This window comes from Thalassospira profundimaris, from assembly GCF_003326755.1.
GTDB classification, from domain to species: Bacteria; Pseudomonadota; Alphaproteobacteria; order Rhodospirillales; family Thalassospiraceae; genus Thalassospira; species Thalassospira profundimaris_B.
Genome location: NZ_JPWH01000008.1, coordinates 30766 through 56465 on the forward strand (window position 1 = coordinate 30766; position 25700 = coordinate 56465).

The window sequence follows — 25700 nt, forward strand, 5'->3', positions numbered from 1 at the left end:
AATCGCTTCAGGCTGCCCGCACATCGCGGATGTGGCTGCGCAATTCATGGACCAGATCGGTAAAGGGTTGGGTAAAGGTGGTTTCCTGATCACGCGGGCGGGGCAGGGTGTTGTCACGTGCCACCAGTATTTTGCCCGGCCGCTTGGACATCACATAAACCGTATCGGCGAGATAGGCCGCCTCGCGCAGATCATGCGTGACCAGAATGACGGTAAAGGGCCGTTTCAGCCAAAGGTTTTGCAGAATGTCCCACAATTCCTCGCGGGTAAACGCATCCAGCGCGCCAAAGGGCTCGTCAAGCATCAGAAGATCGGGCTCGTGGATCAGGGCGCGACAAAGCGATGCACGTTGCTGCATCCCGCCCGAAAGCTCCCACGGGTATTTGTTTTCGTGCCCGGCGAGGCCGACCGTTGCCAAAAGGTCTCTGGCGCGTTCGATATATTCCTGTTTGTGTTTGCGCAGGCGGTTGCGATGCGGTTTCACAATTTCCAGGGGCAGCAACACGTTATCCAGTGTTGTCCGCCACGGCAGCAGGGTGGGGTTTTGAAAGGCCATGCCGACAATTTTTAACGGTCCGGCGACTTCCTTGGCATCGACAATCACTGTGCCATTGCTGGGTGGCATCAACCCGGATACCAGTTTCAGCAGGGAGGATTTGCCGCATCCGGAAGGGCCGACAACGGCAATGAATTCACCCTTGCGGATCTTCATGTCCGTTGTGTCAAGTGCCAGGTCATCCCCCTCGCTATAACGCAGCGTGACATTGTTTAATTCGACAAAACTGCTCGACACAGCCTTATTCTCCCTGCCTGTTCCGTTGTCTGGCGTCGTTGTTATTTTATTTTGCGGTCCGCTTCGCCGGGCATGTAAATGCTGGTGAAAATATCGGCAACCTCGGGCGGGTTTTGCAGGCCAAAGGCCAGGCTGACCTGTTCGATGGCCTTTGCCATGCGATCATTTGAAATCGGGCCCATGCCATGTGCCAGCACTTCGTCGGTAATGACGTTATCCTCGATCACCATGTTCAGGCGTTTGGTTTCAAGGTCGGTATCGATCAGCGGGTCCACTTCTTTCAGGGCGGCAATCGCTTCATCCGGGTTGGCAATGGCGTCGCGCCAGCCCTTGACCAGCGCACGCAGGAAACCGCGCAACTGGTCGCCATGATTTTCCATCATGTCCCTGGATGCCAGAATGCCGTTGCCATAAAAATCCAGGCCATAATCGGCATATTTGAAGACAACCATGTCCTCTCTTTTTACGCCCTGGTTTTCAAGGTTCAGAACCGAGGTGAAATAGTGGCCGGAAATGGCATCGACATCGCCGCGCACCAGCATTGGTTCACGCAGGGGCGGATCCATGCTTTTCCATGTTACGTCATCAAGTGACAGACCGGTTGCTTTGGCAAAGGCCGGAAACAGCTTGCGCGAGGCATCAAAAACCGGTGCGCCAAGCGTTTTGCCTTTTAGGTCTTCGGGTTTGGTGATGCCGCTTTTTTTCAGCATGAACAGCGAAAAGGGCGGACGGTCATAGACCATGAAAACGGACTTCATGGCCTGGTCGGGATGGGAGGCATTGAATTCGACCAGCGAATTGATGTCGGCGAGGGAAATGTCATAGGCCCCGCTGGCGACCCGTGTGATCGCGCCCACCGACCCATTACCTGAATCAATCGTGACATCCAGCCCTTCGTCGGCAAAATACCCCTTTTTCTTGGCCAGAATATAGGGGGCGGTATGGCCTTCAAATTTCCAGTCGAGCGAGAATTTGACTGGTGTCTCCGCCTTGGCCGCATGGCCAGCAACCATTGCGGCGGCCCCAAGAGCGATGGCCGCGATCCGTAAACCCAATTTACCCATCTGTCGAAATCTCCCGATTGCATCGCGTTTGCGCGATATGTTTCATTGCCTCAAGCCCAGAAACCCGCTGGGTACCAGCAAGCCTCGTGCCATTTTTCTGCCTTCTTTGCCTGCGGCGGGTTTGTGGGGTGTCCTGGAGTGTCTAAAATATAAGCGGTGGATTTTTATGTATAAAAAATGTGCATATTTTTAAGCAATAAGCGGTCAGTGCCGCTTTTGGCATCAAAGCCCTTGCGTCTTTTGACGGATTTGGGCATATCGCCTTTATGGTAAATTCATCGATCAAACGGTTTTATAAAAACGTGGCGGCAGTCCCCGATCAAAGCGGGGCAGGCTGGCGCGTGCATCTGGACGGGCGGGCGGTTAAAACCCCGGCCAAGGCCGAGTTTTTGTTGCCGGTTCAATCCCTTGCCGAAAAAATTGCCGCCGAATGGGATGCGCAGGGCGAGCATATTGTTCCGGCAACCATGCCGCATATGCAGCTTGCCGCAACCGCGATTGACCGCGTTGCCCCCAATCGTGCTGCCGTCATTGCCGAACTGACAGGGTATGGCCGCAGTGATTTATTGTGTTATCGGGCGCAATATCCCGATGATCTGGTCGCCCGGCAGAACGAACAGTGGCAGCCTTTGCTGGACTGGGCTGCCAGCGAACTTTCAATCGCGCTTAAGGTCACACAGGGTGTGATGCCTGTCGTGCAGGAAGATGCAGCCCTTCTGGCCATTCAGGATGTGATCGAACCGCTTGATGACCATCAATTGGCCGCCCTGCATACGCTGATTACGGTTTCGGGATCGGTTGTGATTGGCCTTGCTGTTTTTCAGGGGCGCCTGGATGCGCAAGCGGCCTTTGATATTTCCCAGATCGATGAAAGTTATGCCATCGAAAATTGGGGCGAGGATGCCGAGGCAACCGCGCGCCGGGAACGACTGCGCAACGAGCTTCTGGCTGCTGGCGAGTTTTTGGCACTGCTGCGCAGGGACTGACCGGTTTCCCGCCTCGCTGCCTCTGTTTGCCAGCCGCCTTTCCATTTGAACTGACAGACGGGCTTCTTTCCAGCGAAGGGGCCCGTTTTATTTTGGCTGTTATATCCCGTATTCTGCCAGCAGCGACCATCGGTGCGGTTTTCACCAGAAAAGGTGAGAAATCTCATGCGGATGCGGTTTTTTCTTCATTTTTCTGTCTCAATTGCAGATTTAATTTGCAAACATTATATACTTACGTATTAGAATGTTTGTTATATTAGAAAAGTCATTAGTGCCTTCCCGGCAATCGGCGCGGGTGATCGTGATCTGCGCGGGGTGCGGGTGAAGCGGAGGCAGTGTATGAAAACTGATAGCAAGACAGGCAGACATCTGGAAGACGTCCGCAACCTTCTGAAAGGTTTGACGGTAGCGAATGCGCCTTGTGACGAGAATATCCCGCCTGCCGACAGCCTGCTTTATTTCATTGATCTTGCCTGCCCGGAAAACAGTCGTTTCAGTTCCAATTTCACGCAAATGCTGGGATATGATATATCCGATTTCATCGCACCTGCCGCAGACTGGTGGATGCCACTGGTTCACCCTGACGACATTGGCAATCTGACATCGCTTGCCACCCTTCCGGCAGAGTTGTGGGGAAAAACGCTAACCCAGCGTTTTCGCATTCAGCATGAAAATGGGGAATGGCTTGATGTGATTGATCAGGCCATGAAGGTGCCGGTTGCGCAAAATGGTGGTGGCGTCATTGTTGGAACACTGCGTAATCCTTCAATCTATCGTAAAATCTCTGGCGTTCTTCAGGAGAGCAATCGGCGGTCACGGCATTTGCTTGAAACCATTCCCGATGGGGTGATGGTGTATGATGCGCGTGGTAAAGTCGTGCATAGCAATGTGGCCGCGCAAAAAATGCTGGGGTTAAATGCGGAACAGCTTTTCGGCCTGGAGGCGGCCGATAATCGGTGGCAGGCTGTTGATCAATACGGGCAGCCCCTTAAGCCCGATGATTTTCCAGCCGTGCGTGCCTTGCGCGGGGGTGAACCGGTATCCGGTGTTGTTATGGGGGTTAAGCGGGGGGATGATACGCGGATTTGGCTGCGCCTGAATGTCCAGCCATTGTTTGCCCCTGATACGGGCCAGTCCGACGGCGCAGTGGTTTCCTTTGCCAATGTCAGCGATCTGAAAAATGCCGAAAGCGCGATCGCCGAACGTGAAAGCCTTTATCGCCAGATGTTTGATCACAGCCCGGCGGTCAAATTGCTGATTGATCCGCGAACGGGCCGTATTGTTGATGCCAATAGGGCGGCGTGTGATTTTTATGGTTATGATCATGTTGATTTGTGCGGCATGGTGATTGCGCAGATCAATGTTTCCGAGGGGGATGCCGTTGCCAAGTCAGTGCGCGAGATTGTTCGCAAGGGGGCGGAAAGTTATTCGTTCCGGCACCGCTTGGCGAGTGGCGTGATCCGCGATGTGCGGGTTCATGCGGGGCGAATTGTTTTAAATGGTCGGGAATATATCAATTCCATTGTTTTTGATGTGACCGAGCGTAACGAATATGAACGCCGTCTGATCAAGGCCAACCGGCAGCTTCAGCTTGAGCGCCAGCGCCTGGATGAAATCGTTCGTGCCACCAATGCCGGAACCTGGGAATGGAACATCCGAACCGGTGAAATCCGGGTGAATGAACGGTGGGCCGAAATCGGGGGGTATAGGCTTGAAGAGTTGACGCCCTTTGGCGTGGACCAGTGGACCAGCCTTTGCCATCGCGACGATCTTGACAAAATTCATGCTCTGCTGAACCGTCACTTCGATCATGAAACCGATCATTTTGACTGCGAATATCGCATAAAACACAAAAATGGGGGCTGGGTCTGGGTGCTGGACCGGGGCAAGGTGTTTGAATGGTCTGATGACGGAAAACCGTTGCGCCTGTCGGGCACGCATAGTGACGTTACCCTGTCCAAGGAGCTTGAGCAGCGGATGCGCCATATGGCCCTGTCCGACCCTTTGACCGGTCTAGCCAATCGCCGCAGGTTTGAAGAATATCTATCAACTGCCATTGCCCAATGCAGGGCGGGTGGGCGGCACGTTATTTTGCTGTTGTTCGATATTGATCAGTTCAAAATGGTCAATGATACCTTCGGGCACCCGGCGGGGGATGCGCTGTTGGTGAATGTGGCCGAGCGCATTAGAAAACAGTTTCGCGAAAGTGATTTTATTGCCCGTCTGGGCGGCGATGAATTTGCCGTGTTACTGACCAATGTGGAAGATGTCGCCATCGCCCAAAAAGCTGCCATGCGTGTGATTGAGGAAACAGCCCGCCCCATAAAGGTTGAGGGACAGGAGATCCGGGTGGGAGTCAGTATCGGCATCAGTGCCGGGTGCGAGGCGGTCTTGCCCAAAACGCTCTATCAATGTGCGGATCGCGCCCTTTATCAGGCGAAAGAAGCCGGCCGCAACACTTTTCGGGTTTGTAAGGTCCGTGAGGTTGATTAGCCTGACCGATAGCCAAACCCGTTTGGCGCAATAAACGGTTTGGGCGGTGAAGGTGGTGGCAGACCTGTTTTTTGCCGTGGCGGGAGGGTGGCTTCGGCACGGCATATCCAAGACTTTAGTTCTATTGAATCTGGTATTTCCTGTGACGTTAGGGAATTCAGGCATTTGCCCGGTTGCGGTATTCAAAACAGCCGTGTAAAAATAATTGGCATTCCAGTACCGAATAATGGTATTTCACTTTTGACCCCATACCGTCGGGGTGCAATTTTTATTTGGGCCGGGCCACAGACAAGGATCAGCCAGCATGCAGGAAATCATCACCAGACTCGAAGAAATGCGCGCCGATGCCGCAATGGGCGGCGGGCAGACGCGCATCGACAAACAGCACGCCAAAGGCAAACTTACCGCGCGCGAACGCCTTGATGTGCTGCTTGACGAAGGCAGTTTCGAGGAATGGGACATGTTTGTCGAACATGATTGCGTTGATTTCGGCATGACCGAAAACCGCATTCCCGGGGATGGTGTTGTAACCGGTCATGGCACAATCAATGGCCGTCTGGTTTTTGTCTTCAGCCAGGATTTCACGGTGTTTGGTGGTGCGCTTTCTGGCGCGCATGCCCGCAAGATTTGCAAAATCATGGATCAGGCGATGAAGGTTGGCGCGCCTGTGATCGGCCTCAATGATTCCGGCGGGGCGCGTATTCAGGAAGGTGTCGAAAGCCTGGCGGGCTATGCCGATGTGTTTCAACGCAATGTCGAGGCATCGGGTGTGATCCCGCAAATTTCGCTGATCATGGGGCCGTGTGCGGGCGGGGCGGTGTACAGCCCGGCCATGACGGACTTTATTTTCATGGTCAAGGACAGCTCCTATATGTTCGTGACCGGGCCGGATGTGGTGAAAACCGTTACCCACGAGGAAGTTACCCACGAGGAACTGGGCGGGGCGATGACGCACACCGCCGTTTCCGGCGTGGCGGATCTGGCCTTTGAAAACGATGTCGATTTGCTGCTGCAAACCCGCCGTTTCATCGATTTCCTGCCGTTATCGAACAAGGAACAGCCGCCTGCGCGCACATGCGAGGACCCGGTGGATCGCGATGATTATTCGCTTGATACCCTGGTGCCCGAAAACCCCAACATGCCTTACGACATGAAGGAGCTGATCCTTAAAACCGTCGATGAAGGCGACTTTTACGAAATCCAGCCCGATTACGCCAAAAACATCATTATCGGCATGGCCCGCATGGATGGCCGCGCGGTGGGCATTGTTGCCAACCAGCCGATGGTTCTGGCGGGCTGTCTGGATATTGCCAGCTCCAAAAAGGCGGCACGCTTTGTGCGTTTCTGTGATGCCTATAACATTCCCATCGTCACCTTTGTTGATGTGCCGGGCTTTATGCCGGGCACGGCACAGGAACTGGGCGGCATCATCAAACACGGTGCCAAGCTGCTTTATGCCTATGCCGAGGCAACAGTGCCCAAGGTGACGGTGATTACCCGCAAGGCTTATGGCGGGGCCTATGACGTGATGGCGTCCAAACATCTGCGTGGTGATGTCAACTATGCCTGGCCCAGTGCCGAAATTGCGGTGATGGGGCCAAAAGGGGCGGTGGAAATCATTTTCCGGGCCGATATGAACGACCCCGCGAAAATCGAGGCCCGCACCGAAGAATACCGCCAGAAATTTGCCAACCCGTTTGTTGCGGGGCGCAAGGGCTTTATCGATGATGTCATTATGCCGCATGGTACACGGCGCCGGGTGTGCAAGTCGCTTGCGATGCTGCGCAACAAGGACGTCAAGAACCCTGCCAAAAAACACGGCAATATCCCGTTATAAGCCCGGAGCACCCAGAAATGTTCAAAAAAATCCTGATTGCCAACCGCGGCGAAATTGCCTGCCGTGTCATTAAATCCGCCCGCAAAATGGGCATCGCCACTGTGGCGGTTTATTCGGATGCCGATAAAAACGCCCTGCATGTGCAAATGGCCGATGAAGCCGTGCATATTGGGGCGGCACCGTCCAACCAGTCCTATCTGCTGATTGATAAAATCATCGCGGCCTGCAAACAAACCGGGGCCCAGGCCGTGCATCCCGGTTATGGTTTCCTGTCGGAAAACCAGAACTTTGCCAAGGCCCTGGCCGAGGCGGAAATTGAATTTATCGGCCCGCCAACCGGCGCGATTGCCGCCATGGGCGATAAAATCACCTCGAAAAAAATCGCGGCGGATGCCGGGGTGTCCACCGTGCCGGGCTATATGGGCGTGATCAAGGATACCGACGAAGCGATCAAAATCGCCAATGAGGTCGGTTATCCGGTAATGCTCAAGGCATCGGCAGGCGGTGGTGGCAAGGGCATGCGTATTGCGCATAATGATGCCGAATGCCGCGAGGGGTTTGAGCGTGCAACCTCCGAAGCTGCATCCAGCTTTGGCGATGATCGCGTTTTTATCGAAAAGTTCGTCGAACAGCCGCGCCATATTGAAATTCAGGTGCTGGCCGATAAACACGGCAATGCCATTTACCTTGGCGAACGCGAATGCTCCATCCAGCGTCGCCATCAAAAGGTGGTGGAAGAAGCCCCGTCTTCCTTTATTGACCCTGAAACCCGCAAGGCTATGGGTGAACAGGCCGTCGCACTGGCGCGTGCGGTGGAATATTGCTCCGCCGGGACGGTGGAATTCATTGTTGATAAAAACAAGAATTTCTATTTCCTTGAAATGAATACCCGCCTGCAGGTCGAACATCCGGTGACGGAGCTTGTCACCAAGCAGGACCTGGTGGAATGGATGATCCGCATTGCCTATGGCGAGGAACTGACCCTGCATCAGGATGACGTCACCCTGACCGGCTGGGCGATGGAAACCCGCATCTATGCCGAGGACCCGTTCCGCGAATTTCTGCCCTCCACCGGCCGCCTTGTCCATTACCAGCCGCCTGTGGAAACCGATAATGTCCGTGTGGATACCGGCGTGTTCGAGGGCGGTGAAATTTCCATGTTTTATGACCCGATGGTGGCAAAGCTGGTTAGCTATGGTGCCGACCGGGAAGAGGCCATTCATCATATGCGAAGCGCACTGGATGCCTATTTCATCCGCGGCATTTCGCACAATATTCCGTTCCTGGCAGCCGTTATGGCCAATAAACGCTTTCAGGATGGCAATATCACCACCAACTTCATTGCCGAAGAATACCCGCATGGGTTCTCGGCCGATGACCTGCCCAATGATGACCCGCAAACCCTGATCACGGTGGCGGCCTATATCAATCAGCGCATGGCGGAACGCAATGGCGGCATTAGCGGCCAGTACCGTGAAAATGCCGCCCCGGTGCATGAAAGCTGGGTGGCTGTCACCGGTGATGATCACACGCCGTTTGATATTGAAGTGGATGGCGTTAACGGTGATTACATTGTCGCCATCGGCGATCGCAGCTTTGGTATCGTGTCGGACTGGAAAATTGGCGACAGCCTGTTTCATGGCGAAATTGACGGTGTGCCGCTATGTGTGCAGGTCGATGTGGATGGCACTGGCTATCGTCTTGCCACCAATGGCGTACAAAAAACCATCAAGGTTTTGCGCCCGCGCATTGCCGAACTGCAAAAACTGATGCCGTTCAAGGCCCCGCCTGACATGTCCAACTTCCTGCTTTCCCCGATGCCGGGCCTTTTGGTCAAGGTCTCGGTCGAGGAAGGTCAAACCGTCCAGCCCGGTCAGGAATTGTGTATCCTTGAAGCCATGAAAATGGAAAACGTTCTGAAAGCCGAAAGCAAGGGGGTTGTCAAAACCATCCATGCCAGGCAGGGGGCGAACCTGTCGGTTGACGCGATTATCATCGAGTTTGAAAAGGACTGATCGACAGGGCAGGCATGGCATAAATTCAAAATACGGCAGTTTTGCCGAAGCATGATGCTCGATATGACGGGTCGGTGGTCAATGTGACTGCCGACCTTTTTTCAATCTTGAATTGGGCTTTGTGCACGTTTTCCAGAGAGGAAATCAGTGAAAATTTTAATTATACTTTAGTATGTTTCATCCTGGTTCCAATTTTTAGCAACACCTCAGGCTGATTGTGAAAAAATCCATTGTTAACATAATCGTACTTTGTTTGTTTTAGGGATTGTTAAATTATGGCTGTAATCGGTGATTTCCGGGTAGCGTGTTTTTGATGCAGGCATTTTCGCCCCACACTTGACACAAGTCAACGTAAACCCCTCCTATGGTATATATTTACCATACGAAGGTTTGGGTTTATCCGTGGTCGGGTGCAGTGGAAGGGAAAGCCGATGTCATTATTTTCTTTGTCGCGTATAAAAACAATTCAACTCAAGATTGCTATGGTCTCCGGGGCGTGCCTTATCGCGACCATTGCTGCTCTTGTCGGGTACAATCTTGTCTCAACCCGGATCAGCAACGATTATATCACGTCGGAAGTGATGGGAATTGTCGATGCGCAGGTTAAGGAAACGCTGTTAAACCGGGCACAGTTTGAAGCAAAGAAAATCGAGGAGGAACTCGATACCGCGTTTGATGCGGCACGCAATCTGGCACAGGCTTTTTCGGTTCTGGCCGATGATAAAGCCGCTGGGACACCGCCAGCAGATCGGCGTCGCCAGTTCAACGCGGTTCTGGAACGTGTTCTTGAAGACAACAAAGCCTTTAACGGGACCTATTCCGCCTGGGAACCCAATGCACTGGACGGTAATGATGCGGCTTTTAAGGGCAATCGGAATATGGGATCCGATGACACGGGCCGTTTTCTACCTTACTGGACCCGCAATGCCAGTGGCGACATCGCCATTCAGCCACTGGTGGAATATGACAGCAGCGCAAAACACCCCAACGGGCTGATAAAGGGCGACTGGTATATTTCCCCGTCGCGCACCGGCAAGGAAAACATTCTCGGGCCGTTGCCTTATATCGTTCAGGGAAAATCGGTGTTTTTGGCCACCATGTCGGTTCCGGTGATGGTCGATGGCAAATTTGCCGGTGTTGCCGGTGCCGACTATGATCTGGAATTTGTTCAGAAACTTGCCGTATCGGTGCAACAGTCGCTCTATGAAGGTCAGGGCGATGTGGTTATCATGGGCAATAATGGCCTGATTATCGCCAATAGCGGCAATGCACAAACCATTGGCCAGGATACTGCAACGGTCAATAATCGCTGGCATTCGGGTTTTGAGGCGATCGAGGCGGGTAAAGCCTTGATCCGTGACGATGCCAATTCCCCCGATATTGAAGTTTTCGCCCCGATCGAGACGGGGGCGAACCAGCGGCCGTGGTCGATTCTGATTTCGGTGCCGCGTGAAGTGGTCCAGGCCACTGTCAACGACCTGGAAAATGCCATCAGTTCGCGGACATCCGACAGCATTTTCTGGTCTGTTGTTGTGGGGCTGGTCATTGCGGCAATCGCGATTATCCTGATTGTGCTGGCGGCACGTTCGATCGCACGGCCCATTCGCCAGTGTGCCGATTTTGCCAATGGCATTGCGCGCAATGATTTTGACCAAACCCTGCATATTGATCAACAGGACGAAGTTGGTGTGCTGGCCCAGGCATTGGGCAAAATGCTGGAGGATTTAAAGCGCAATATTGCCCAGCGTGCCGAGGACCAGGCCCGTGCCGAGGAAGATCGACGCAAAGCCCTCAATTCAATGGCCGACGAATTTGAATCATCGGTTGGCGGGCTGGTATCTGGCGTGACAATGGCGGCAACGGAATTGCAGGCAACGGCAAAGTCCATGTCGCAAACGGCCAATACCACCAGCGAACGGGCAGTGGTTGTGGCGGCTGCCTCGGAACAAACGGCCAAAAATGTGCAAACCGTTGCCTCCGCCACCGAGGAACTTTCGGCATCCTTTATCGAGATTGGCGCCCGTGTCGAGGAATCGACCGAAATTATCGCATCTGCGGTGCGTCAGGCCCTTGATACCAACGCAAAAGTGCGCGGGTTGAACGAGGCTGCCCAGAAAATTGACGAGGTTGTTTTGCTGATCAATGATATTGCCGGTAAAACCAATCTTCTGGCGCTGAATGCCACCATCGAGGCGGCCCGCGCGGGGGATGCGGGCAAGGGGTTTGCCGTTGTTGCCTCCGAGGTTAAAACCCTTGCCACCCAAACCGCCCGTGCCACCGACGAGATTGCCGGGCATATCAAGGCCATCCAGGAAGCCACGGGCAGTTCCGCCATTGCGATCAAGGAAATTTCCGACACCATTAGCAGTGTGAATGACATATCGACCGGTATCGCGTCTGCCATTCAGGAGCAAACGGCGGCGACACAGGAAATTTCGCGCAACATCTCTCAGGCGGCGTCGGGCACGGCAGATGTGTCCTCCAACATCGATGATGTCACCCGTGCTGCTGGCGAGACCGGCGGGGCTGCCGACGAGGTGCTAACAGCCGCAGCCGAGCTTGGCAAAAATGGAACCTCGCTTATGGATCAGGTCGAAATTTTCCTGAAAACCGTCCGGCGTTAAGCCGGGGCGAGCGAGGCGCAAAAGCCCGAAGGGCTGTTCTATCGGCTTGGGTACCTTCGCCAATTTGCGAAGGTACCTTTTTAATTTGTCGGCTTTATTTTGTCCGCGCAGGACGGGTAAAAAGGCAAAGCCGCCAGGGCATTCCCGGCGGCTTTGCCATTATGGTCTTAGAACGCGCTGACGGTCGGGCGAATGATCAGTTCGTTGACATCCACGTCTTTGGGCTGTTCGATGGCGTAGGCGACACCGCGTGCAATGGCATCGGGGCTGAGGCTGGCCTTGCGGAATTCCTTCAGCGCATTTTTTGATGTTTCCTCGGTAATGTCATTGCCCAGTTCGGTTTCGACCACACCGGGGCAGATGGTGGTGACACGTGTGGTTTGGGATTCCTGGCGCAGCCCTTCGGAAATGGCCCAAACGGCATATTTGGTGGCACAATAAACAGCCCCCGTTGGCACCACCACATGCGCCCCGATCGAGGCGGTATTGATGAAATGCCCCGATCCCTGTTTTTCAAAAAATGGCAGGGCGGCATTGATGCCATTGAGAACACCGCGAATATTGACATCAATCATGCGGTTCCATTCGTCGGTTTTGCGTGATGACAGCATGGATAACGGCATTATCCCGGCGTTGGAGAACAGCACGTCCAGTTTGTCAAAATGCTCTATCGCGTAATCGACAAAGTCCTGCATGTTTTGCGCATCGGTAACATCTAGCCTGGCGAAGGCCGCCTTGCCGCCACTGGTATTGATTTCATGCGTCAGGGCTTCAAGCCGTTCAGTGCGCCGCGCACCCAAAAGAACGCAGGCACCTTTTTTCGCCAGCAGGCGTGCGGTTGCTTCGCCTATTCCGCTGCTTGCACCGGTAATGGCAACGACCTTGTTTTTAATGTCGGACATCAAAGTCTCCGTTCATGATCGGGGGATCAGGTTGTGTGTTTTTGCGATCAGCTGATTGACAAAAACTAAGACGGAGACGGGAAGTGCAAAATACACACTCTGCCCGAAAGATTGCACAAAACCACAAGCAATCGCATTGCCACTTTTCGCGCAAAAGTGATGGATCCGCACGAATAGGCGCCTTCGATGTCTGGTAACTGCTTTAAAACGCATTAACTATAAATAATGCAGGACTTTACCGGGCGTTTGCTCTGGCTTATGGTCGGCCGTCCTGTCGCAAGCGGCCCAAAAGGGCGGCAGGTCAATAATAATGAAATATGAGAGTGTGAATGTTCAAGCTGATTGCCTTTGATGGTGATGATACGCTTTGGCACAATGAACCGTTATTTCGCGATGCCCATGTGCGTTTGCGTGCCATGCTGGAAAAATACGGTAACAGCGAGACCGTAGACGAACGGCTTTACAAGGCGGAACTCGAAAATCTGTCGATTTACGGTTACGGAATTACCGGCTTTACCCTGTCGATGATTGAAACTGCCATCGAGCTTTCCGACAAGCAAATCACGGCGGCGGAAATTCACGAGCTTGCTGAAATCGGCAAATCCATGCTGCGCGCACCCACCCGGCTGATTGACGGGGCCACCACCGTGCTGGAGCATTTCGCCCGACAGCCCGATTGCAAAATAATCCTGATTACCAAGGGCGACTTGATCGCCCAGCAGCTTAAAATCGAACGCTCCGGGCTGGAAAAGCTGTTTGATGGTATCGAGATCGTTTCGGAAAAGGATCCGCTGACCTATCGCAACATTTTCGGGCGTTATGGCGTGGATCCTTGTGAGGCCGTGATGATTGGCAATTCGATGAAGTCCGATATTTTGCCGGTGCTCGAATGCGGGGGGGCTGCCATTCATATTCCCTATGAAATCACGTGGGTGCATGAAATGGTTGGTCAGATCGAAATTGAAAATGATCTGTTCTGTGAGGCCGCCGACATTGCGCAGGTGCCCGAACTGATTACATCGTTAAGCAAAGAGCTTGACCGTGAAAGGATGGAAAATGTCTGATTGTGCCGGATCAACCCTGAGCAACGAAGCTGCCACCGGCAATGGTGTTGCTGCCGACCTGGATGCCCAGACCCGGCTGGAACTGGAAGCAGCGGCCTTTCGCGGTTTGGTCGGGCATTTGCAAAACCGCAAGGATGTGCAGAATATCGACCTGATGAACCTGGCCGGTTTTTGCCGCAATTGCCTGGCCAAATGGTATCTGGCCGCTGCGCGTGAACATGATGTGGCAATGGATTATGACCAGGCCCGCGAAGTCGTCTACGGGATGACCTATGATGCCTGGAAAGACAATTATCAGGCCCCGGCCAGCGAAGAACAAAAGCGCCTGTTCAAGGAAAACGCCCATCTGCATGCAGTGATTCCGGGCGCGAAATAATACGCGACGCACACTAATTGGCGGGCCAGACAGGATTGATGGTGCCTGATACCGGCCCCGCCTGCCTGTGCACAGAACGGCGCAACCAGAAAGGAAGGTATGAGATGGCACAGACCGACCCCGACCCGCAAACCGGCAATGGCGATATTGCCGTTCTGGTGCGCATCGAAGGCCGGGTTCAGGGCGTTTGGTTTCGCGCCTGGACGGTGGAACAGGCGCGGAAACGCGGTTTGAACGGCTGGGTGCGCAACCGTCAGGATGGCACGGTAGAGGCTGTCTTTTGTGGGGTGCCATCGGCGGTGCAATCCATGCTGGTGGCTGCACGTCAGGGCCCGGAAGCCGCACGAGTGGACCGCCTGCACGAAGAGGCGATTCCCCTTGTTGAAGAATTTGCCGGTTTTGAGAAACGCTCCACTCTTTAGTCGATGGCATCGTCAGCATAACCCTGAGTTTTTGGTGCGGCGCGTTTTGCATAATCGCGCCGTTTTTGTTTTCGATTCCATTGGTTTTATGGGCGTGCGTTGCAGGGCTTTCTTTAATTTGTGACAAAAAAAGGGTTTTCAACGGCGTACAACGTGGCATCCTGCCTGTGATCCTGACCGCGCGGTCAACCGCTGTCAGATAACAGGGAGCATGAAAAGATGAACGCATTGACGAAAATGGCCGGTGTCACCGCACTTGCCACTCTGGTTTCTTTTGCAGCCCAGGCACAGGATGTAAAACCGAATGACGGCCTGAATGCGACTTTGTGGTATCAGACCTCGGTTGAATATAAAACCACGGCAAGGTCGGTTTATGCCGGGGCAGAGCGCCTGCTCGGTGCCGCGATTGGCGACCATAGCTGGACGGCTGCCCTGGAGCAGGGCGATGATTACATGTCCAAGCCCCCGGCGATTATTCTCGATGTGGATGAAACCGTGCTGGATAACGGGGCCTATCAGGCCTGGGTGGTGACGGCTGATACGTCCTACAGCTCCAAAACCTGGGCAGAATTTGTAAATGCCGAAATTTCCACGCCAATACCTGGTGCGCTGGAACTGACCAAGGCCGCAGCGGAAAAAGGTGTGGCGGTTTATTATGTGACCAACCGCAAGGCCCCGGAAGAAGCCGCCACCATTGCCAACCTTAAAAAATACGGTTTCCCCTATGCCGATGCCGACCATGTGATGGTGCGTGGCGAGAAGAAAGAATGGACCTCCGAGAAGGGCACCCGTCGCGAAGCCGTTGCCGCCGATCACCGTATTATCATGATGTTTGGCGATAACTTTGGCGATTTTGTTGATGATATGGGCGGCGATATTAAAGGCCGTCTTGCCAAAATGGACGAATATTCCGCCTATTGGGGCGAACGCTGGTTCATGCTGCCCAACCCGACCTATGGATCATGGGAATCGGCCGCTTTTGGCGATAACTGGAAACTTTCGCCCGAGGAACGCCGCCAGATGAAATATGATGCCCTGAATGACTGGAACGGTCCGAAATAATCAGGCAGGATTTTAAAGTCGGCTTTTAAGGGGGGCGGACATTTTGTCCGGCCCCCTGTTTATTGAGAGCAATAGAAACCGGACTGTTTTATACCCACGAAAAAGCGCGTTTCAGTTCGGCAACGGCGTTGTTTTCGTACCAGCGGCCATGCGCGAGAATAATGCGTTCCGGCTGCCAGGCAATCATCTGGTCCACGGCCCGGCGCAGGGCAGGTTTGTACCCCATGAAAGTGGCGCGCATGTCGCGCGGGGCGGCACCATGCGGGTCCATCGTGCCAAACAGGCGCACCAGAAACCGCCAGATCGGGCTTTTGATTTTGTGGGCCTCGAAATTTTCGATCAGGTCGGTCAAAATCAGGGTGCGCGATGCCCGGTGAAAAAACACCGCCTCGGTCAAATAACTGCCACTGACCACCACCTGGTCAATCTCGCCCGCCCAGCCAGGATCGGCGACATCGTCCAATATATGATCAAGGCGAATGTTAATTCCGTTATCTTTGGCGCGCTTGGCAATGCCTGCCACGCCAAAACTTTCTGCTGCCGGGTAGGCCTGCATCCATTCCGGGATGCTGGCATAATGAATGGTATTGGGAGCAATCAGGTATCGCACCGGCCCCAGTGCATCAATTTGGGTCTTGAGCTCCGGCGAGATTTTGACGGGTGAATGGAGCCATATATCGCCATTGTTCTGGCGAATAACCGTCATTCGGGTGGGAAAAGGCAGGCTTACGCCCATATAGCGAAAACCGATCACCGGACCATCTACCAGCCAGATAGTGTCATCGATTGGTTTTAAGACATTCAGTGGCTGATAGGTTTCAATTTTAAACATGTTTACCCGGTAAATATTAGTGAAAACACATATTTACTTATGGGCGACAACCTTGCCGGGGTTCAAGATGTTTTCCGGGTCAATCGCCTGTTTAAGGGTTTTTAGCAGGCGAATTTTGGCCATGTCGGCATAATGTTCCAGTTCCGCGACTTTCAGGCGGCCAATGCCATGTTCCGCGCTGATCGATCCGCCCAGTTCGGCCACGATGTCATGGATGTCGCGGTTAAGCGCATCCCAATGGGTCAGAAAGTCGGCCTTGGGCATGTTTTCGGGCTGGCTGAAATTGAAATGGATATTGCCATCGCCCACATGACCAAACGGGCAGGGACGAATGCCGGGAATGCGCTTTTGCGCCTGTTCAATGCCGCGTTCAATCAGGGCGGGAACGGCGGAAACCGGTACGGACACATCATGTTTGATGCTGCCGCCCTCGCGCGTTTGGGCTTCCGGGATGCCTTCGCGGATGGCCCACAGGTTGGTACGCTGTTTTTCCGATTGTGCAACCGTTCCATCCAGAATAAATCCGCTCTCAAGCGCATATTCCAGAACATTTTCCAGTACTGGCAGCAAATTATCTTTCGGGCGCGAGGATGTTATTTCAATCATCGCATACCAGGGGGCACGGGTTTGAAGCGGGGCGACGCAATTTGGCAAATGGCGAACAGCTAAATCCTGGGCAAACTGGCTCATGAGCTCGAAGGCGGCAATGGCATCGCCGGTATCGCGCCGTGCCAGGGCCAAAAGGTCCAGCGCGGCCTCCACATTGGGCAGGGCTACCCAGGCGGTGGCAAGATGGCGCGGGCGCGGAAACAGTTTCAGGGTGCAGGCGGTAATAATGCCCAGCGTGCCTTCTGCGCCGATAAACAGGTCGCGCAGGTCATAGCCGGTATTATCCTTGCGCAGCTTGGAAAGCCCGTTCCAGATGGTGCCATCGGCCAGCACGACCTCAAGCCCCAATACCAGATCGCGGGTATTGCCATAGCGAATAACATTCAGCCCCCCCGCATTGGTGGCAATATTACCGCCAATCTGGCAGGTGCCCTGTGCGCCCAGGCTCAGCGGAAATAACAGATCATGCTCTTCGGCGGTCTGCTGGATGTTTTGCAGGATGGCACCAGACTGCACCGTCATGGTGAAGTCGCGGGCATCGGTTTCCAGGATTTTATCCATCCGCGCCAGATTGATCAGGATTTGCCCCTGATCGGCAACCGCGCCGCCGCAACGCCCGGTATTGCCCCCCTGCGGTACCAGGGCAATGCCTGCGTCGTGGCACAGCTTTACACATTTAGCGACCTCAAGGGTGCTGGCCGGATAAAGCACAAGCTCTGCCTGCCCGGTAAATTTATTGCGTGCCTCGCTGTTATGCTTTTCCAGCACATCCGGGGCCATACTCCAGCCGCGCGGCCCGACAACGGCCTGCAACTGTTTAACAAGTGCGGCGGGCAGGAAACTGGCAGGATGGGAACCCTTAGGCGGAACCGAAGATGGCATGAAAAGCCCCGTGATCGTGGAATATGTGTTTGGATATGCGCAATCAGTAACGGACGGCTATGTACTAAGTGCCAAGTGCCAAGTGCCAAGTGCCAAATGCCGGATGATTAGCCCTGTGCTGCTATGCGCGGGGCAGCCGCGCGTTTCATGCGGTCATTAATGGCAATGCCCAGCCCGTGATCGGGAATCGGGGCCACGGCAATGCCCTTGACCCGGCTTTGATCCGCCTGATGGAGCAGGGCAAACAGGTTGGCCGCGGCCTCGCGGTCATCCCCGGTTTTGGATAGCCACAATATTTTGGCAAAGCCGCGTGTGGCGCATTCCGGGCCAAAGGCCAGCAACGCTTCATCGCCAATCGCGGCATCGGGTTCGGTCGCATTCAGGCGCACCGGCAGGCCCGGCGCATAATGGCTGGTCATCATGCCTGGCGATTTGGGGGCGTTGTCGTCGGTTTCGGCCATCACAACATCGCAATCCAGCACGGCCTTGATCTGCTCGGCGGTGATGCCACCGGGGCGCAACATCACAACGCGCTCCGTCGTCAGGTCAATCACCGTGCTTTCCAGGCCCACGCCACACGGTCCGCCATCCAGAATCATCGAAACCGCATTTCCAAGCGATGCGGCAACATGCCCGGCAGTCGTGGGGCTGATGCGCCCGGAGCGGTTGGCCGAGGGTGCGGCAATGGGGCGCCCGGCAGCGCGCAAAAGGGCACGCGCCATATCGTGGGCGGGCACACGCACGGCAATGCTGGGCAAGCCAGCAGTGGTGAGTTCGCAAATCGTGCTGTCATCGCGCTTGGGCAATACCAGCGACAGGGCACCGGGCCAGAAGGCTGCCGCCAGTTTATCGGCCCGTTCATCAAACACCGCATGGTTTGCGGCGGCGTCACGGTCCGGGAAATGGCTGATCAGCGGGTTAAAGGACGGGCGTTGCTTGGCGGCAAAAATACCGGCAACGGCATCCTTGTTGGTGGCATCCGCACCCAGCCCGTAAACCGTTTCGGTGGGAAATGCCACCAGCTCCCCCGCACGCAATTTGCCCGCAGCCTGGGCCAGGGCACCTTCGGAATAGGGACGTATGGTCAGGGCGGGGGACATGGCACCACCATCAATGAAATTGCAATATACTGAAATACCTAGCGATGATGGCCCGCAATGACAAGCTGGAACCGACTTTATTGATGTTTGAATTGATCGAATGATCCTTACAATTTAAGGTATTTGCCACAGGAAGAACCATCTGGTTGATCATGGTTCGCGCGTGGTGCGTGTGAAGGCCTGTGTTGCCTGTTTTTTGGCCTGCTGCAAACACCCGCTCAGGTCCCCCAACGGTGTCATTCATCGCAAGGAGGGCCGCGGATGCCTGTGCGTGGGTCTAATTTTTTGAAATTCAGCTTTTCGGCGTCTGGTGCCCTGCCATTGGCGCTGGTTAATCTGGCGTCGTTTGTCTCGCAAATCATTCAGATTGGCGTGATCGATACGCTGTTGCCACTGGCGTTGACCAATGCCGGGTTGGGCGAGCGGCATGGCGGGATGATGTTATCGCTTTACTGGCTGGCCGATTTGATGGGCGGCTTTTTTGTTGCGGCGATTTTGCGCAAAACCCACCCGGTTATTCCGCTTTTGATCAGCGGTGTGTCGTTTTTTACCCTGATCGTGGTGGTGATGGTTGCGCCGCAATCGCTTTGGGTGCTTCCGGCAACGCTGTTTGCCGGGTTGGGGTTGATCTTGCGCTGGGTGGTGTGTGATGGCCTGATTGTACAATTGGCCCCGGCCAATAAAGTCGGTCGGGTGGTGGGTTTTCATGAAACCCTGATGGGCCTTGGCATTGTTTTGGGACCGATCCTGATTGGCTGGTTTGGCGATGATGCTCGGATGATGTCGGGCCTGGCGCTGGCGGCGGCGATTATTGCGCTTTTATGCGGTTTTGCCTTTCCGCGCCTTGAAATGGCCTCAACAAAAAAGGGGGCCGGGGCGACCTTGCGGCGCTGGATTGATCATTGGGATCTGGTGTTAATCGCCTTTGTTGCAGGCTTTATCGAGATTTGCTTTTTGTCCGTTTTGCCCCTGCAGGCGCAGCGCGACACCGGCCTTGCCGATGCCGGACTGTGGTTGGCAGCAATTTTTGTCTTTGGGGGCACGGTGTGCCAGCCTGTTATTGGTTATCTGTCTGACAAAGCGGGGCCGGTGAAACTGGCCTGGCTGTGTTTTGCCCTGTTGCTGGCGGGCGCTGTGCCTTTGGCCCTGTCGGGATATGGCGTTTTTGCCGGAATGGTACAATTTGCCATCGGCATGGCGGTGGCGGGCCTTTATACCGCTGCGGTGCTGATCGCGGCCAGCGGACGCGGCAATGAAGGTTATCAGGTTGGTGTTTTGGTGCTGGTGTCGCAAAGTTATACGCTGGGTGCGATTGTCGGCCCATCGGCGGGAACAGCACTTTTGGTGATCATGGGCAGTTGGGCCTTGCCGGTGCTGGTTTTGTCTTCAGGCAGCCTGTCGGTATTGCTGCTGTGGATACGGCATATGACAGAACGGGCAAAAATGTGACCCAAACAGCGCAGAGCCGCCCCTAAAGGACGGCTCTTTTTACGCTCTAGTTCGGTATCGCTCCGCGGTAGTGACCCGAACCGCGTCGCCGTGATTCCGGCGGCTGTTTACGTCACCTACAACAATGTGTGGCGATGACTATATGGTGCGACAAAACCGCCAAAAAGTCAAGTTTTCTGCGGGTTCTATGGCCTTTTTATCTGCCCGCGAAATGGTGCATCGCCAACAGAATAGGGTGATGATAGTGAAATGGAATCCGGGTGTTTTGCTGCGATGCGGCATATTTGCGCCGTGTCGAAGGTGAAAATTTTTCCGCACCCTTATTGCGAGAACATCGATTTTGAGGGCGGAGAAGATATACGGGAAGGCTGCGTTGCCCATTGTGTGACGATCAGGCCCAGTAAAATCATCACCACACCGGAAATGCGTGCCAGATTGACCGGCTTTATCGGCAGGCCAACCAGACCAAAATGGTCAATCAGAAGCGATGCAATCATTTGCCCGGCAATGACGGCAACAATGAAGTTGGTAGCGCCCAGTTTGGGGGCCAGCAGCAAGGCAGCCGTGATGTAAATAACGCCTGCCGCACCGCCCAGCCAGATCCACCAGGGCCCTTTGAAGGTGCCGGAAAATGTGGGGGCGGAGACCTTAAAACCCATCATCACCGGAATGATAATGGCGATACTGACCGCAAGTGACACCAGTGTCGCCCATAGCGGGTGGCCCAGCATCCGGCCCAAGGTCGCATTGGCCCCCGCCTGAAATGGCACAACAGCCCCGGCCAAAAGGGCAAATCCCAACAAAAGAACGGACGAGATATTTTGCATGATGATAACTCCCGAAGGTGAAATGCCAATGCGGGATGTTATCTATCATTCAAATGATGAATGGAAATTCGTATTTCAAACCTGTATTATATGATTTATGAATAACTTGTCTGCGATTGATCTTAATCTTCTGGTGGTGCTTGATGCGCTTTTGGCGGAACGGCATGTTTCGCGTGCGGCCCTGCGCCTCAATAAAAGCCAGCCTGCCGTCAGTCACGCGCTGGGGCGGTTGCGGCTGTTGCTGGATGATCCGTTGCTGGTGCGGCGCGGTGGAAGGCTGGAGGCCACCCCCTTTGCCCGCAGCCTGGCACCGGAACTGGCCGCGATTTTGGGCCAGCTTCAGGAACTGTTGGAAACTCCGGGTTTTGACCCGGCAACAGCGCGCCGTACCTTCCGCCTTGCCATGTCCGATTATGGGGCCACCCTTTTATTGCCGCGCTTGATCAGGATGTTGCGCAAGGATGCGCCTTTTTGTGACCTGGTGGTTGGTCAGGCCGGGCGCGAGGTCATGCAGTCGCAGGTTATTGAAGGCGAAATTGATCTGGCGCTCGGGGTGTTTCCCGAAAGGCGGGTGGATATATGTGACCAGGTGCTGTTTCGCGAGGAATTCATTTGTGTGGCGGACAAGGGCCACTTTCCCGAGAGCGCGGACATTAACCTGGATCGTTATTTGGCCTGTGACCATATTCTGGTGTCTTTGCACGCCGATAGTGCCAGTGCGAACGAAATTGAAGCCGCCCTGGGCCGATTGGGGGCATTTCGTCGTAATGTGGTGATTGTTCCGCACTGGAGTCTTGCGGTGGATCTGGTGCGCGGGACCGATTTGATTTTAACCGTGGCGCGCAGCATTGTGCCAGCCCCGGATCATCTGGACGGGCTTTTTGTTTTTGCGCCACCCTTTGATATTCCCAGCTTCGCCTTTCGCCAGATTTGGCATCAAAGGCGCGATAGCGACCCGGCACATCTATGGCTGCGCCAAATGGTTGCCGGGTTGCTGGCGGATTGATGTTTTTGCGCTGTCGCGTATCGGCCTTTATTCGGCAGGATTGTTAACACCCTGCCGAATAAATGAAAATTTGTTGCCTAGTCCTGATATGTCACGGGTACAGACGGGCTGCGCGCGATGAAAAACGGGTTGGCGAAACCATCCTTGCCATAGACAAACGGGCTGCCATCCAGGTTTTCAACCACACCGCCCGCCGCAGCCAGCACGGCATGACCGGCCCCAATATCCCATTCCATCGTCCGACCCAGGCGCGGGTAAAGGTCTGCCTCGCCTTGCGCGACCAGGCAGAGTTTAAGCGAGCTTCCCGCAGGGCGCATTTCCTGAACCTTGAGATCGCCGAGGAACGCCTTCATCGCCTCCGGGTCGCCATGCGATCGGGAGCCCACCACCACAACCCCGGCATCGGGTATGTCGCGCACGGAAATGTCGGTGATTTTCGGTTCAAGGTCATTTTCAATCAATCTGGCCCCATCCGGCCCGCCGAAATACAGCTTTTCGATTGCCGGGGCATAGACCACGCCCATCACCGGCACACCCTGGGCAATCAGCGCGATATTGACGGTGAATTCGCCATTACGCTTGATAAATTCCTTGGTGCCATCCAGCGGGTCCACCAGCCAGAAAAAATCCGTCTCAGCGGAAACATCGGGCACATTGCCTGCCGCAACGCTTTCCTCGGATACGATTTTAACATCGGGTGTCAGGGCACGAAGACCAGGCAGAATAATGGCTTCGGCAGCTTCATCTGCCTCTGTCACCGGCGAGGCATCGTCCTTGGAGCGAACTTCAAATTCGGTTTTGTAAATTTCCATGATCGCGGCGCCAGCCCTGCGGGCAATTTCGATCAGGCCGTTTTCAAGGGCTTGGGCATCAGCGGGCAGGCCGTGGGGCATGGGAAATCCTTTGTCTGACATGCGGTTTGGCAACGATCTTTGCGGATATATGGGGATGACCTAGGCAATTTTCAGGCAAAGGTCCAGCCCCTATTCCAGCCCGGATTGCGCCCACAGGCTGTCGCCGGGGAAAATATCGCTGCTTTCAATGCCACGGGTGACAAAACGCTGGGCGCGTAAACTATCGGACCAGTAATCCATCGAAAGCCCCGCCTTGCGTTTTAGATGGCGCAAAAAGTCGCGCGGGTCGGGTAATTGATCCCACACTTGCGGTAAGAACAGGCCCCGGCGGGTGCCATCGCTTAATATAATGCCATCCTCAAACGGGGTCAGCCGGGCGATCAAATCGGCCTCGTCGCGAAACGGGAAGGGCTTGGGCGCGGAGAGCACGGAAATCGACATGGCAAGATCGCCTGTCAGGTCCGCCGCGCTGATTTTGTCAAAACGCGGATCAGCAAAGGCCGCCTTGAAAGCGTTTTCACAAATATCCTGCCCCAGGGGCCGATGGGCGAGGATGGAGCCAATGCAGCCGCGCAAATTGCCCTGCTGTTTGAGCGTGACAAAACACGCCCCATCGTTGTGCAACGCGGGCGGCAGCATCGCCATATCCGGTGCCAGCGGCGCATTATTTGCAAGGCCATGCTGAATGGATGCACTGGCAAGGCGCAGCATATCGCGCCCATGTTGTTTGATGATGGCCTCTGTCCCGTGGGCGAAATCTGTTTCGGCGGCATCTTCCGGACTGTCTTGTGGGGCAGCATCAGCTTTGCCGTCAAAAAACGCCCAGGCACCATAGCCCACCACGCGAGACGTATCGCCGCTGGCAGTGCTGGAATTTTGCATTGAAAGCGTTTTCACTTTCATTGCCCGTTTGCGGGCGACGCGTAGCAAACCGACAATCGGCAGGCACCCACAGGCATCGTCAAAACCCAGTTCTTCGGCGGTGAAATTCTCGATCAACTGCCGTGTGCGGTCATCCATTTTGCGGGCGGTGGCATCATCATGGAAATGCGAAAGATCCGATGAAATGACAATCAGCGTCTCCGGCCCGCCCCACAATTTTTCAACCACTTCCTCCACCTGATGCGCGGCACAGCGGCTGACCAGCAGGGGCACGATGGTGACATCGGGCTGGTGGGCAAAAATATGCTGGATAAAGGGCAGTTCAATTTCCAGCCCGTGTTCCTGCACATGCGCGGCATTCAGTCGCTGTACCTGTGGCAGGGCCAATAGGGCATTAATCGCCCCTTCATCCACCGGCACATTCCCCAGCGGGGTGGCAAAGGCGGTGGCATCGGCAACGGCAATGCCCTGAAACGCCATGCGGTGCGCCGGGCCGATAATAACGATGCGGCGAATGCTATCTGCCGCAGGCAGAATGGTGGCAAAGCCATCGGCCGCGATGGTCCCGGAATAAACCAGCCCGGCATGGGGCACGATAATCGCCTTGGGACTGGCGGCATCCGCACCCGGCTGCCCGGCCTGTGCCATCAGGCTGGCAATGGTGCTGCGCAGGGTTTGGGCATCGGCGGGGTAAAAACGACCGGCGATGGCGGCAGGGCGAATGACAGTCATGAGTGAACTCGGTGTTATGGTCGTGAAAATCAGTATGTGATGAATATCTGGTTGAGGTAAAATGAAAAAGACATCGTTTTCTGTGGGGATCTCTGCATGAAGATAAGTTCTATCTCTGAAATTTCTTTGGGTTTTTCTTTAGTCGCGTTTTGTCTGTCAGTTGTGCATGAATGGTTCTATTTTCATGCTATTGGAGGCGGGATGTGGGCGCTGATGTCTGTATGGGATTTCTTGAATCTATCTTTATTGTGGTTGCCTTTGGCCATTGGCATGATTTTATTGTGGTTTTTTATAATGGCTTTTGGGTCTATAATTTTAATTAATTTGAAGGGGTGGTTCTCTGGAGTTGCAAAATTTTTGGGTATTTCTTTCAAATCCCCAAGGGGTTATTATAAATTCAATTTTCTTTTTTCTGTTTTTTTTAAGTTCTTTGTGTCTTCTTTTTTAATTGTTATTTCATTTTTGTTTATTTTCGTTCTTGAGATGAATGTTGTCGATTATTTCATTTTTGGTGCATTTGTGTGGTTGCTTTTTATGGTGTTTGTTTCTGACGAAGGGGGGTGGTTGAAACAGCTTCCGAAGCCTTGGAAACCAGTCTTTATACTATTGCCTGTAGTGTTTGCTGTTGTTGCATATGTTGGAGATTTGGAAGCGCGACGAGATGCTGTTGCAAAAAAAGGAAATGTTTTGGTCCAGTTTAAAGATGGTGTGCAGATGACTGATGTTTTGTTGTTGAGGTCGATGGAAAGAGGAGTGTTGATTAGATCGCCGGAACAAAAGTTTCTCGGTATGGTTGATTGGGGGGATGTGCGATATGTAAAGATTGCAAAGGATGGGACGAAATAGTTTATTTTTTGAATAGATAATTTTATCGTTAAAATGGATTCTT

General features: G+C 54.2%; 21 protein-coding genes. 12 read left to right on the top strand and 9 right to left on the bottom strand.

The features are described 5' to 3' along the window. Nucleotides 1–7: 7 nt before the first annotated feature. Nucleotides 8–793 (bottom strand): ABC transporter ATP-binding protein, encoded by a 786-nt coding sequence (locus tag TH25_RS10875; RefSeq protein WP_114088451.1) that lies wholly within the window; start codon nt 791–793, stop codon nt 8–10. Nucleotides 794–834: 41 nt separating this feature from the next. Further along, a complete protein-coding gene (locus TH25_RS10880; protein ID WP_114088452.1) occupies nt 835–1857 on the bottom strand; it encodes an ABC transporter substrate-binding protein in 1023 nt (340 codons plus the stop codon). Between the two features lie 266 nt (nt 1858–2123). Between TH25_RS10880 and TH25_RS10885 the strand changes: the two genes are divergently transcribed. From TH25_RS10885 to TH25_RS10905, 5 genes are all read left to right on the top strand, one after another. Next, nucleotides 2124–2843: an ATP12 family chaperone protein gene (locus TH25_RS10885; protein WP_181847555.1), complete on the top strand. Its 720-nt coding sequence runs from the start codon at nt 2124–2126 to the stop codon at nt 2841–2843. Nucleotides 2844–3182: 339 nt separating this feature from the next. Further along, the gene (locus tag TH25_RS10890; protein WP_114088453.1) at nt 3183–5336 is read left to right on the top strand and encodes a diguanylate cyclase domain-containing protein; all 2154 of its coding nucleotides are present in this window, start codon (nt 3183–3185) and stop codon (nt 5334–5336) included. A gap of 304 nt (nt 5337–5640) precedes the next feature. Then, nucleotides 5641–7173: an acyl-CoA carboxylase subunit beta gene (locus TH25_RS10895; protein ID WP_114088454.1), complete on the top strand. Its 1533-nt coding sequence runs from the start codon at nt 5641–5643 to the stop codon at nt 7171–7173. A gap of 17 nt (nt 7174–7190) precedes the next feature. Further along, nucleotides 7191–9188 (top strand): acetyl-CoA carboxylase biotin carboxylase subunit, encoded by a 1998-nt coding sequence (locus TH25_RS10900; protein WP_114088455.1) that lies wholly within the window; start codon nt 7191–7193, stop codon nt 9186–9188. A 431-nt stretch (nt 9189–9619) separates the two neighbouring features. Next, nucleotides 9620–11812: a methyl-accepting chemotaxis protein gene (locus tag TH25_RS10905; protein WP_181847557.1), complete on the top strand. Its 2193-nt coding sequence runs from the start codon at nt 9620–9622 to the stop codon at nt 11810–11812. Nucleotides 11813–11979: 167 nt separating this feature from the next. On the opposite strand, the gene TH25_RS10910 is transcribed toward TH25_RS10905, so the two are convergent. Continuing rightward, the gene (locus TH25_RS10910; RefSeq protein WP_114088456.1) at nt 11980–12714 is read right to left on the bottom strand and encodes an SDR family oxidoreductase; all 735 of its coding nucleotides are present in this window, start codon (nt 12712–12714) and stop codon (nt 11980–11982) included. 329 nt (nt 12715–13043) lie between these two features. Here TH25_RS10910 and TH25_RS10915 point away from each other — a divergent pair, with 329 nt between their 5' ends. From TH25_RS10915 to TH25_RS10930, 4 genes are all read left to right on the top strand, one after another. Further along, entirely contained in the window at nt 13044–13778 is a 735-nt protein-coding gene (locus TH25_RS10915; RefSeq protein ID WP_114088457.1) for an HAD family hydrolase, read from the top strand. Beyond that, nucleotides 13771–14154, top strand: a complete 384-nt coding sequence (locus TH25_RS10920; protein ID WP_114088458.1) for a DUF1244 domain-containing protein — start codon at nt 13771–13773, stop codon at nt 14152–14154. Before TH25_RS10915 ends, TH25_RS10920 begins: the two co-directional genes overlap by 8 nt. Before the next feature lie 104 nt (nt 14155–14258). Further along, nucleotides 14259–14576, top strand: coding sequence for an acylphosphatase (locus tag TH25_RS10925; RefSeq protein WP_114088459.1), 318 nt, complete (start codon nt 14259–14261; stop codon nt 14574–14576). Nucleotides 14577–14795: 219 nt separating this feature from the next. Beyond that, nucleotides 14796–15638: a 5'-nucleotidase, lipoprotein e(P4) family gene (locus TH25_RS10930; protein WP_114088460.1), complete on the top strand. Its 843-nt coding sequence runs from the start codon at nt 14796–14798 to the stop codon at nt 15636–15638. Nucleotides 15639–15726: 88 nt separating this feature from the next. On the opposite strand, the gene TH25_RS10935 is transcribed toward TH25_RS10930, so the two are convergent. The 3 genes from TH25_RS10935 to TH25_RS10945 all read right to left on the bottom strand — a co-directional run bounded on the left by TH25_RS10935 (nt 15727) and on the right by TH25_RS10945 (nt 19061). Next, nucleotides 15727–16470, bottom strand: coding sequence for a DUF4336 domain-containing protein (locus tag TH25_RS10935; protein WP_114088461.1), 744 nt, complete (start codon nt 16468–16470; stop codon nt 15727–15729). A gap of 33 nt (nt 16471–16503) precedes the next feature. Beyond that, complete coding sequence (locus TH25_RS10940; protein WP_114088462.1) at nt 16504–17961, bottom strand: FAD-binding oxidoreductase; 1458 nt, start codon at nt 17959–17961, stop codon at nt 16504–16506. Nucleotides 17962–18068: 107 nt separating this feature from the next. Next, nucleotides 18069–19061 carry an L-threonylcarbamoyladenylate synthase gene (locus TH25_RS10945; protein WP_181847559.1) on the bottom strand — a complete coding sequence of 331 codons (993 nt, stop codon included), beginning with the start codon at nt 19059–19061 and terminating at the stop codon, nt 18069–18071. Nucleotides 19062–19322: 261 nt separating this feature from the next. Between TH25_RS10945 and TH25_RS10950 the strand changes: the two genes are divergently transcribed. After that, nucleotides 19323–20510, top strand: a complete 1188-nt coding sequence (locus TH25_RS10950) for an MFS transporter (RefSeq protein WP_114088463.1) — start codon at nt 19323–19325, stop codon at nt 20508–20510. A 320-nt stretch (nt 20511–20830) separates the two neighbouring features. Here the strand turns inward: TH25_RS10950 and TH25_RS10955 are convergent, their stop codons facing one another. Next, a complete protein-coding gene (locus TH25_RS10955; protein WP_114088464.1) occupies nt 20831–21337 on the bottom strand; it encodes a DMT family transporter in 507 nt (168 codons plus the stop codon). A 97-nt stretch (nt 21338–21434) separates the two neighbouring features. Here TH25_RS10955 and TH25_RS10960 point away from each other — a divergent pair, with 97 nt between their 5' ends. After that, nucleotides 21435–22343, top strand: coding sequence for a LysR substrate-binding domain-containing protein (locus tag TH25_RS10960; protein WP_114088465.1), 909 nt, complete (start codon nt 21435–21437; stop codon nt 22341–22343). Between the two features lie 77 nt (nt 22344–22420). On the opposite strand, the gene cysQ is transcribed toward TH25_RS10960, so the two are convergent. Next, nucleotides 22421–23236 (bottom strand): 3'(2'),5'-bisphosphate nucleotidase CysQ, encoded by an 816-nt coding sequence (gene cysQ, locus TH25_RS10965; RefSeq protein ID WP_114088466.1) that lies wholly within the window; start codon nt 23234–23236, stop codon nt 22421–22423. A 90-nt stretch (nt 23237–23326) separates the two neighbouring features. Next, entirely contained in the window at nt 23327–24811 is a 1485-nt protein-coding gene (amrB, locus tag TH25_RS10970) for an AmmeMemoRadiSam system protein B (RefSeq protein ID WP_114088467.1), read from the bottom strand. Between the two features lie 96 nt (nt 24812–24907). Between amrB and TH25_RS10975 the strand changes: the two genes are divergently transcribed. Beyond that, complete coding sequence (locus TH25_RS10975) at nt 24908–25657, top strand: hypothetical protein (protein WP_147253009.1); 750 nt, start codon at nt 24908–24910, stop codon at nt 25655–25657. The last annotated feature ends 43 nt before the right edge of the window (nt 25658–25700 follow it).

What these genes read in the sequence shown, in the direction of transcription:
- TH25_RS10935 (WP_114088461.1), bottom strand. Translation starts at nt 16,470, where the DNA reads ATGTTTAAAATTGAAACCTATCAGCCACTGAATGTCTTAAAACCAATC.
- TH25_RS10955 (WP_114088464.1), bottom strand. Translation starts at nt 21,337, where the DNA reads ATGCAAAATATCTCGTCCGTTCTTTTGTTGGGATTTGCCCTTTTGGCC.
- TH25_RS10950 (WP_114088463.1), top strand. Translation starts at nt 19,323, where the DNA reads ATGCCTGTGCGTGGGTCTAATTTTTTGAAATTCAGCTTTTCGGCGTCT.
- TH25_RS10885 (WP_181847555.1), top strand. Translation starts at nt 2,124, where the DNA reads ATGGTAAATTCATCGATCAAACGGTTTTATAAAAACGTGGCGGCAGTC.
- TH25_RS10895 (WP_114088454.1), top strand. Translation starts at nt 5,641, where the DNA reads ATGCAGGAAATCATCACCAGACTCGAAGAAATGCGCGCCGATGCCGCA.
- TH25_RS10940 (WP_114088462.1), bottom strand. Translation starts at nt 17,961, where the DNA reads ATGCCATCTTCGGTTCCGCCTAAGGGTTCCCATCCTGCCAGTTTCCTG.
- TH25_RS10920 (WP_114088458.1), top strand. Translation starts at nt 13,771, where the DNA reads ATGTCTGATTGTGCCGGATCAACCCTGAGCAACGAAGCTGCCACCGGC.
- TH25_RS10880 (WP_114088452.1), bottom strand. Translation starts at nt 1,857, where the DNA reads ATGGGTAAATTGGGTTTACGGATCGCGGCCATCGCTCTTGGGGCCGCC.
- amrB (WP_114088467.1), bottom strand. Translation starts at nt 24,811, where the DNA reads ATGACTGTCATTCGCCCTGCCGCCATCGCCGGTCGTTTTTACCCCGCC.
- TH25_RS10890 (WP_114088453.1), top strand. Translation starts at nt 3,183, where the DNA reads ATGAAAACTGATAGCAAGACAGGCAGACATCTGGAAGACGTCCGCAAC.
- TH25_RS10910 (WP_114088456.1), bottom strand. Translation starts at nt 12,714, where the DNA reads ATGTCCGACATTAAAAACAAGGTCGTTGCCATTACCGGTGCAAGCAGC.
- TH25_RS10915 (WP_114088457.1), top strand. Translation starts at nt 13,044, where the DNA reads ATGTTCAAGCTGATTGCCTTTGATGGTGATGATACGCTTTGGCACAAT.
- TH25_RS10925 (WP_114088459.1), top strand. Translation starts at nt 14,259, where the DNA reads ATGGCACAGACCGACCCCGACCCGCAAACCGGCAATGGCGATATTGCC.
- TH25_RS10975 (WP_147253009.1), top strand. Translation starts at nt 24,908, where the DNA reads ATGAAGATAAGTTCTATCTCTGAAATTTCTTTGGGTTTTTCTTTAGTC.
- cysQ (WP_114088466.1), bottom strand. Translation starts at nt 23,236, where the DNA reads ATGCCCCACGGCCTGCCCGCTGATGCCCAAGCCCTTGAAAACGGCCTG.
- TH25_RS10945 (WP_181847559.1), bottom strand. Translation starts at nt 19,061, where the DNA reads ATGTCCCCCGCCCTGACCATACGTCCCTATTCCGAAGGTGCCCTGGCC.
- TH25_RS10900 (WP_114088455.1), top strand. Translation starts at nt 7,191, where the DNA reads ATGTTCAAAAAAATCCTGATTGCCAACCGCGGCGAAATTGCCTGCCGT.
- TH25_RS10930 (WP_114088460.1), top strand. Translation starts at nt 14,796, where the DNA reads ATGAACGCATTGACGAAAATGGCCGGTGTCACCGCACTTGCCACTCTG.
- TH25_RS10905 (WP_181847557.1), top strand. Translation starts at nt 9,620, where the DNA reads ATGTCATTATTTTCTTTGTCGCGTATAAAAACAATTCAACTCAAGATT.
- TH25_RS10960 (WP_114088465.1), top strand. Translation starts at nt 21,435, where the DNA reads ATGAATAACTTGTCTGCGATTGATCTTAATCTTCTGGTGGTGCTTGAT.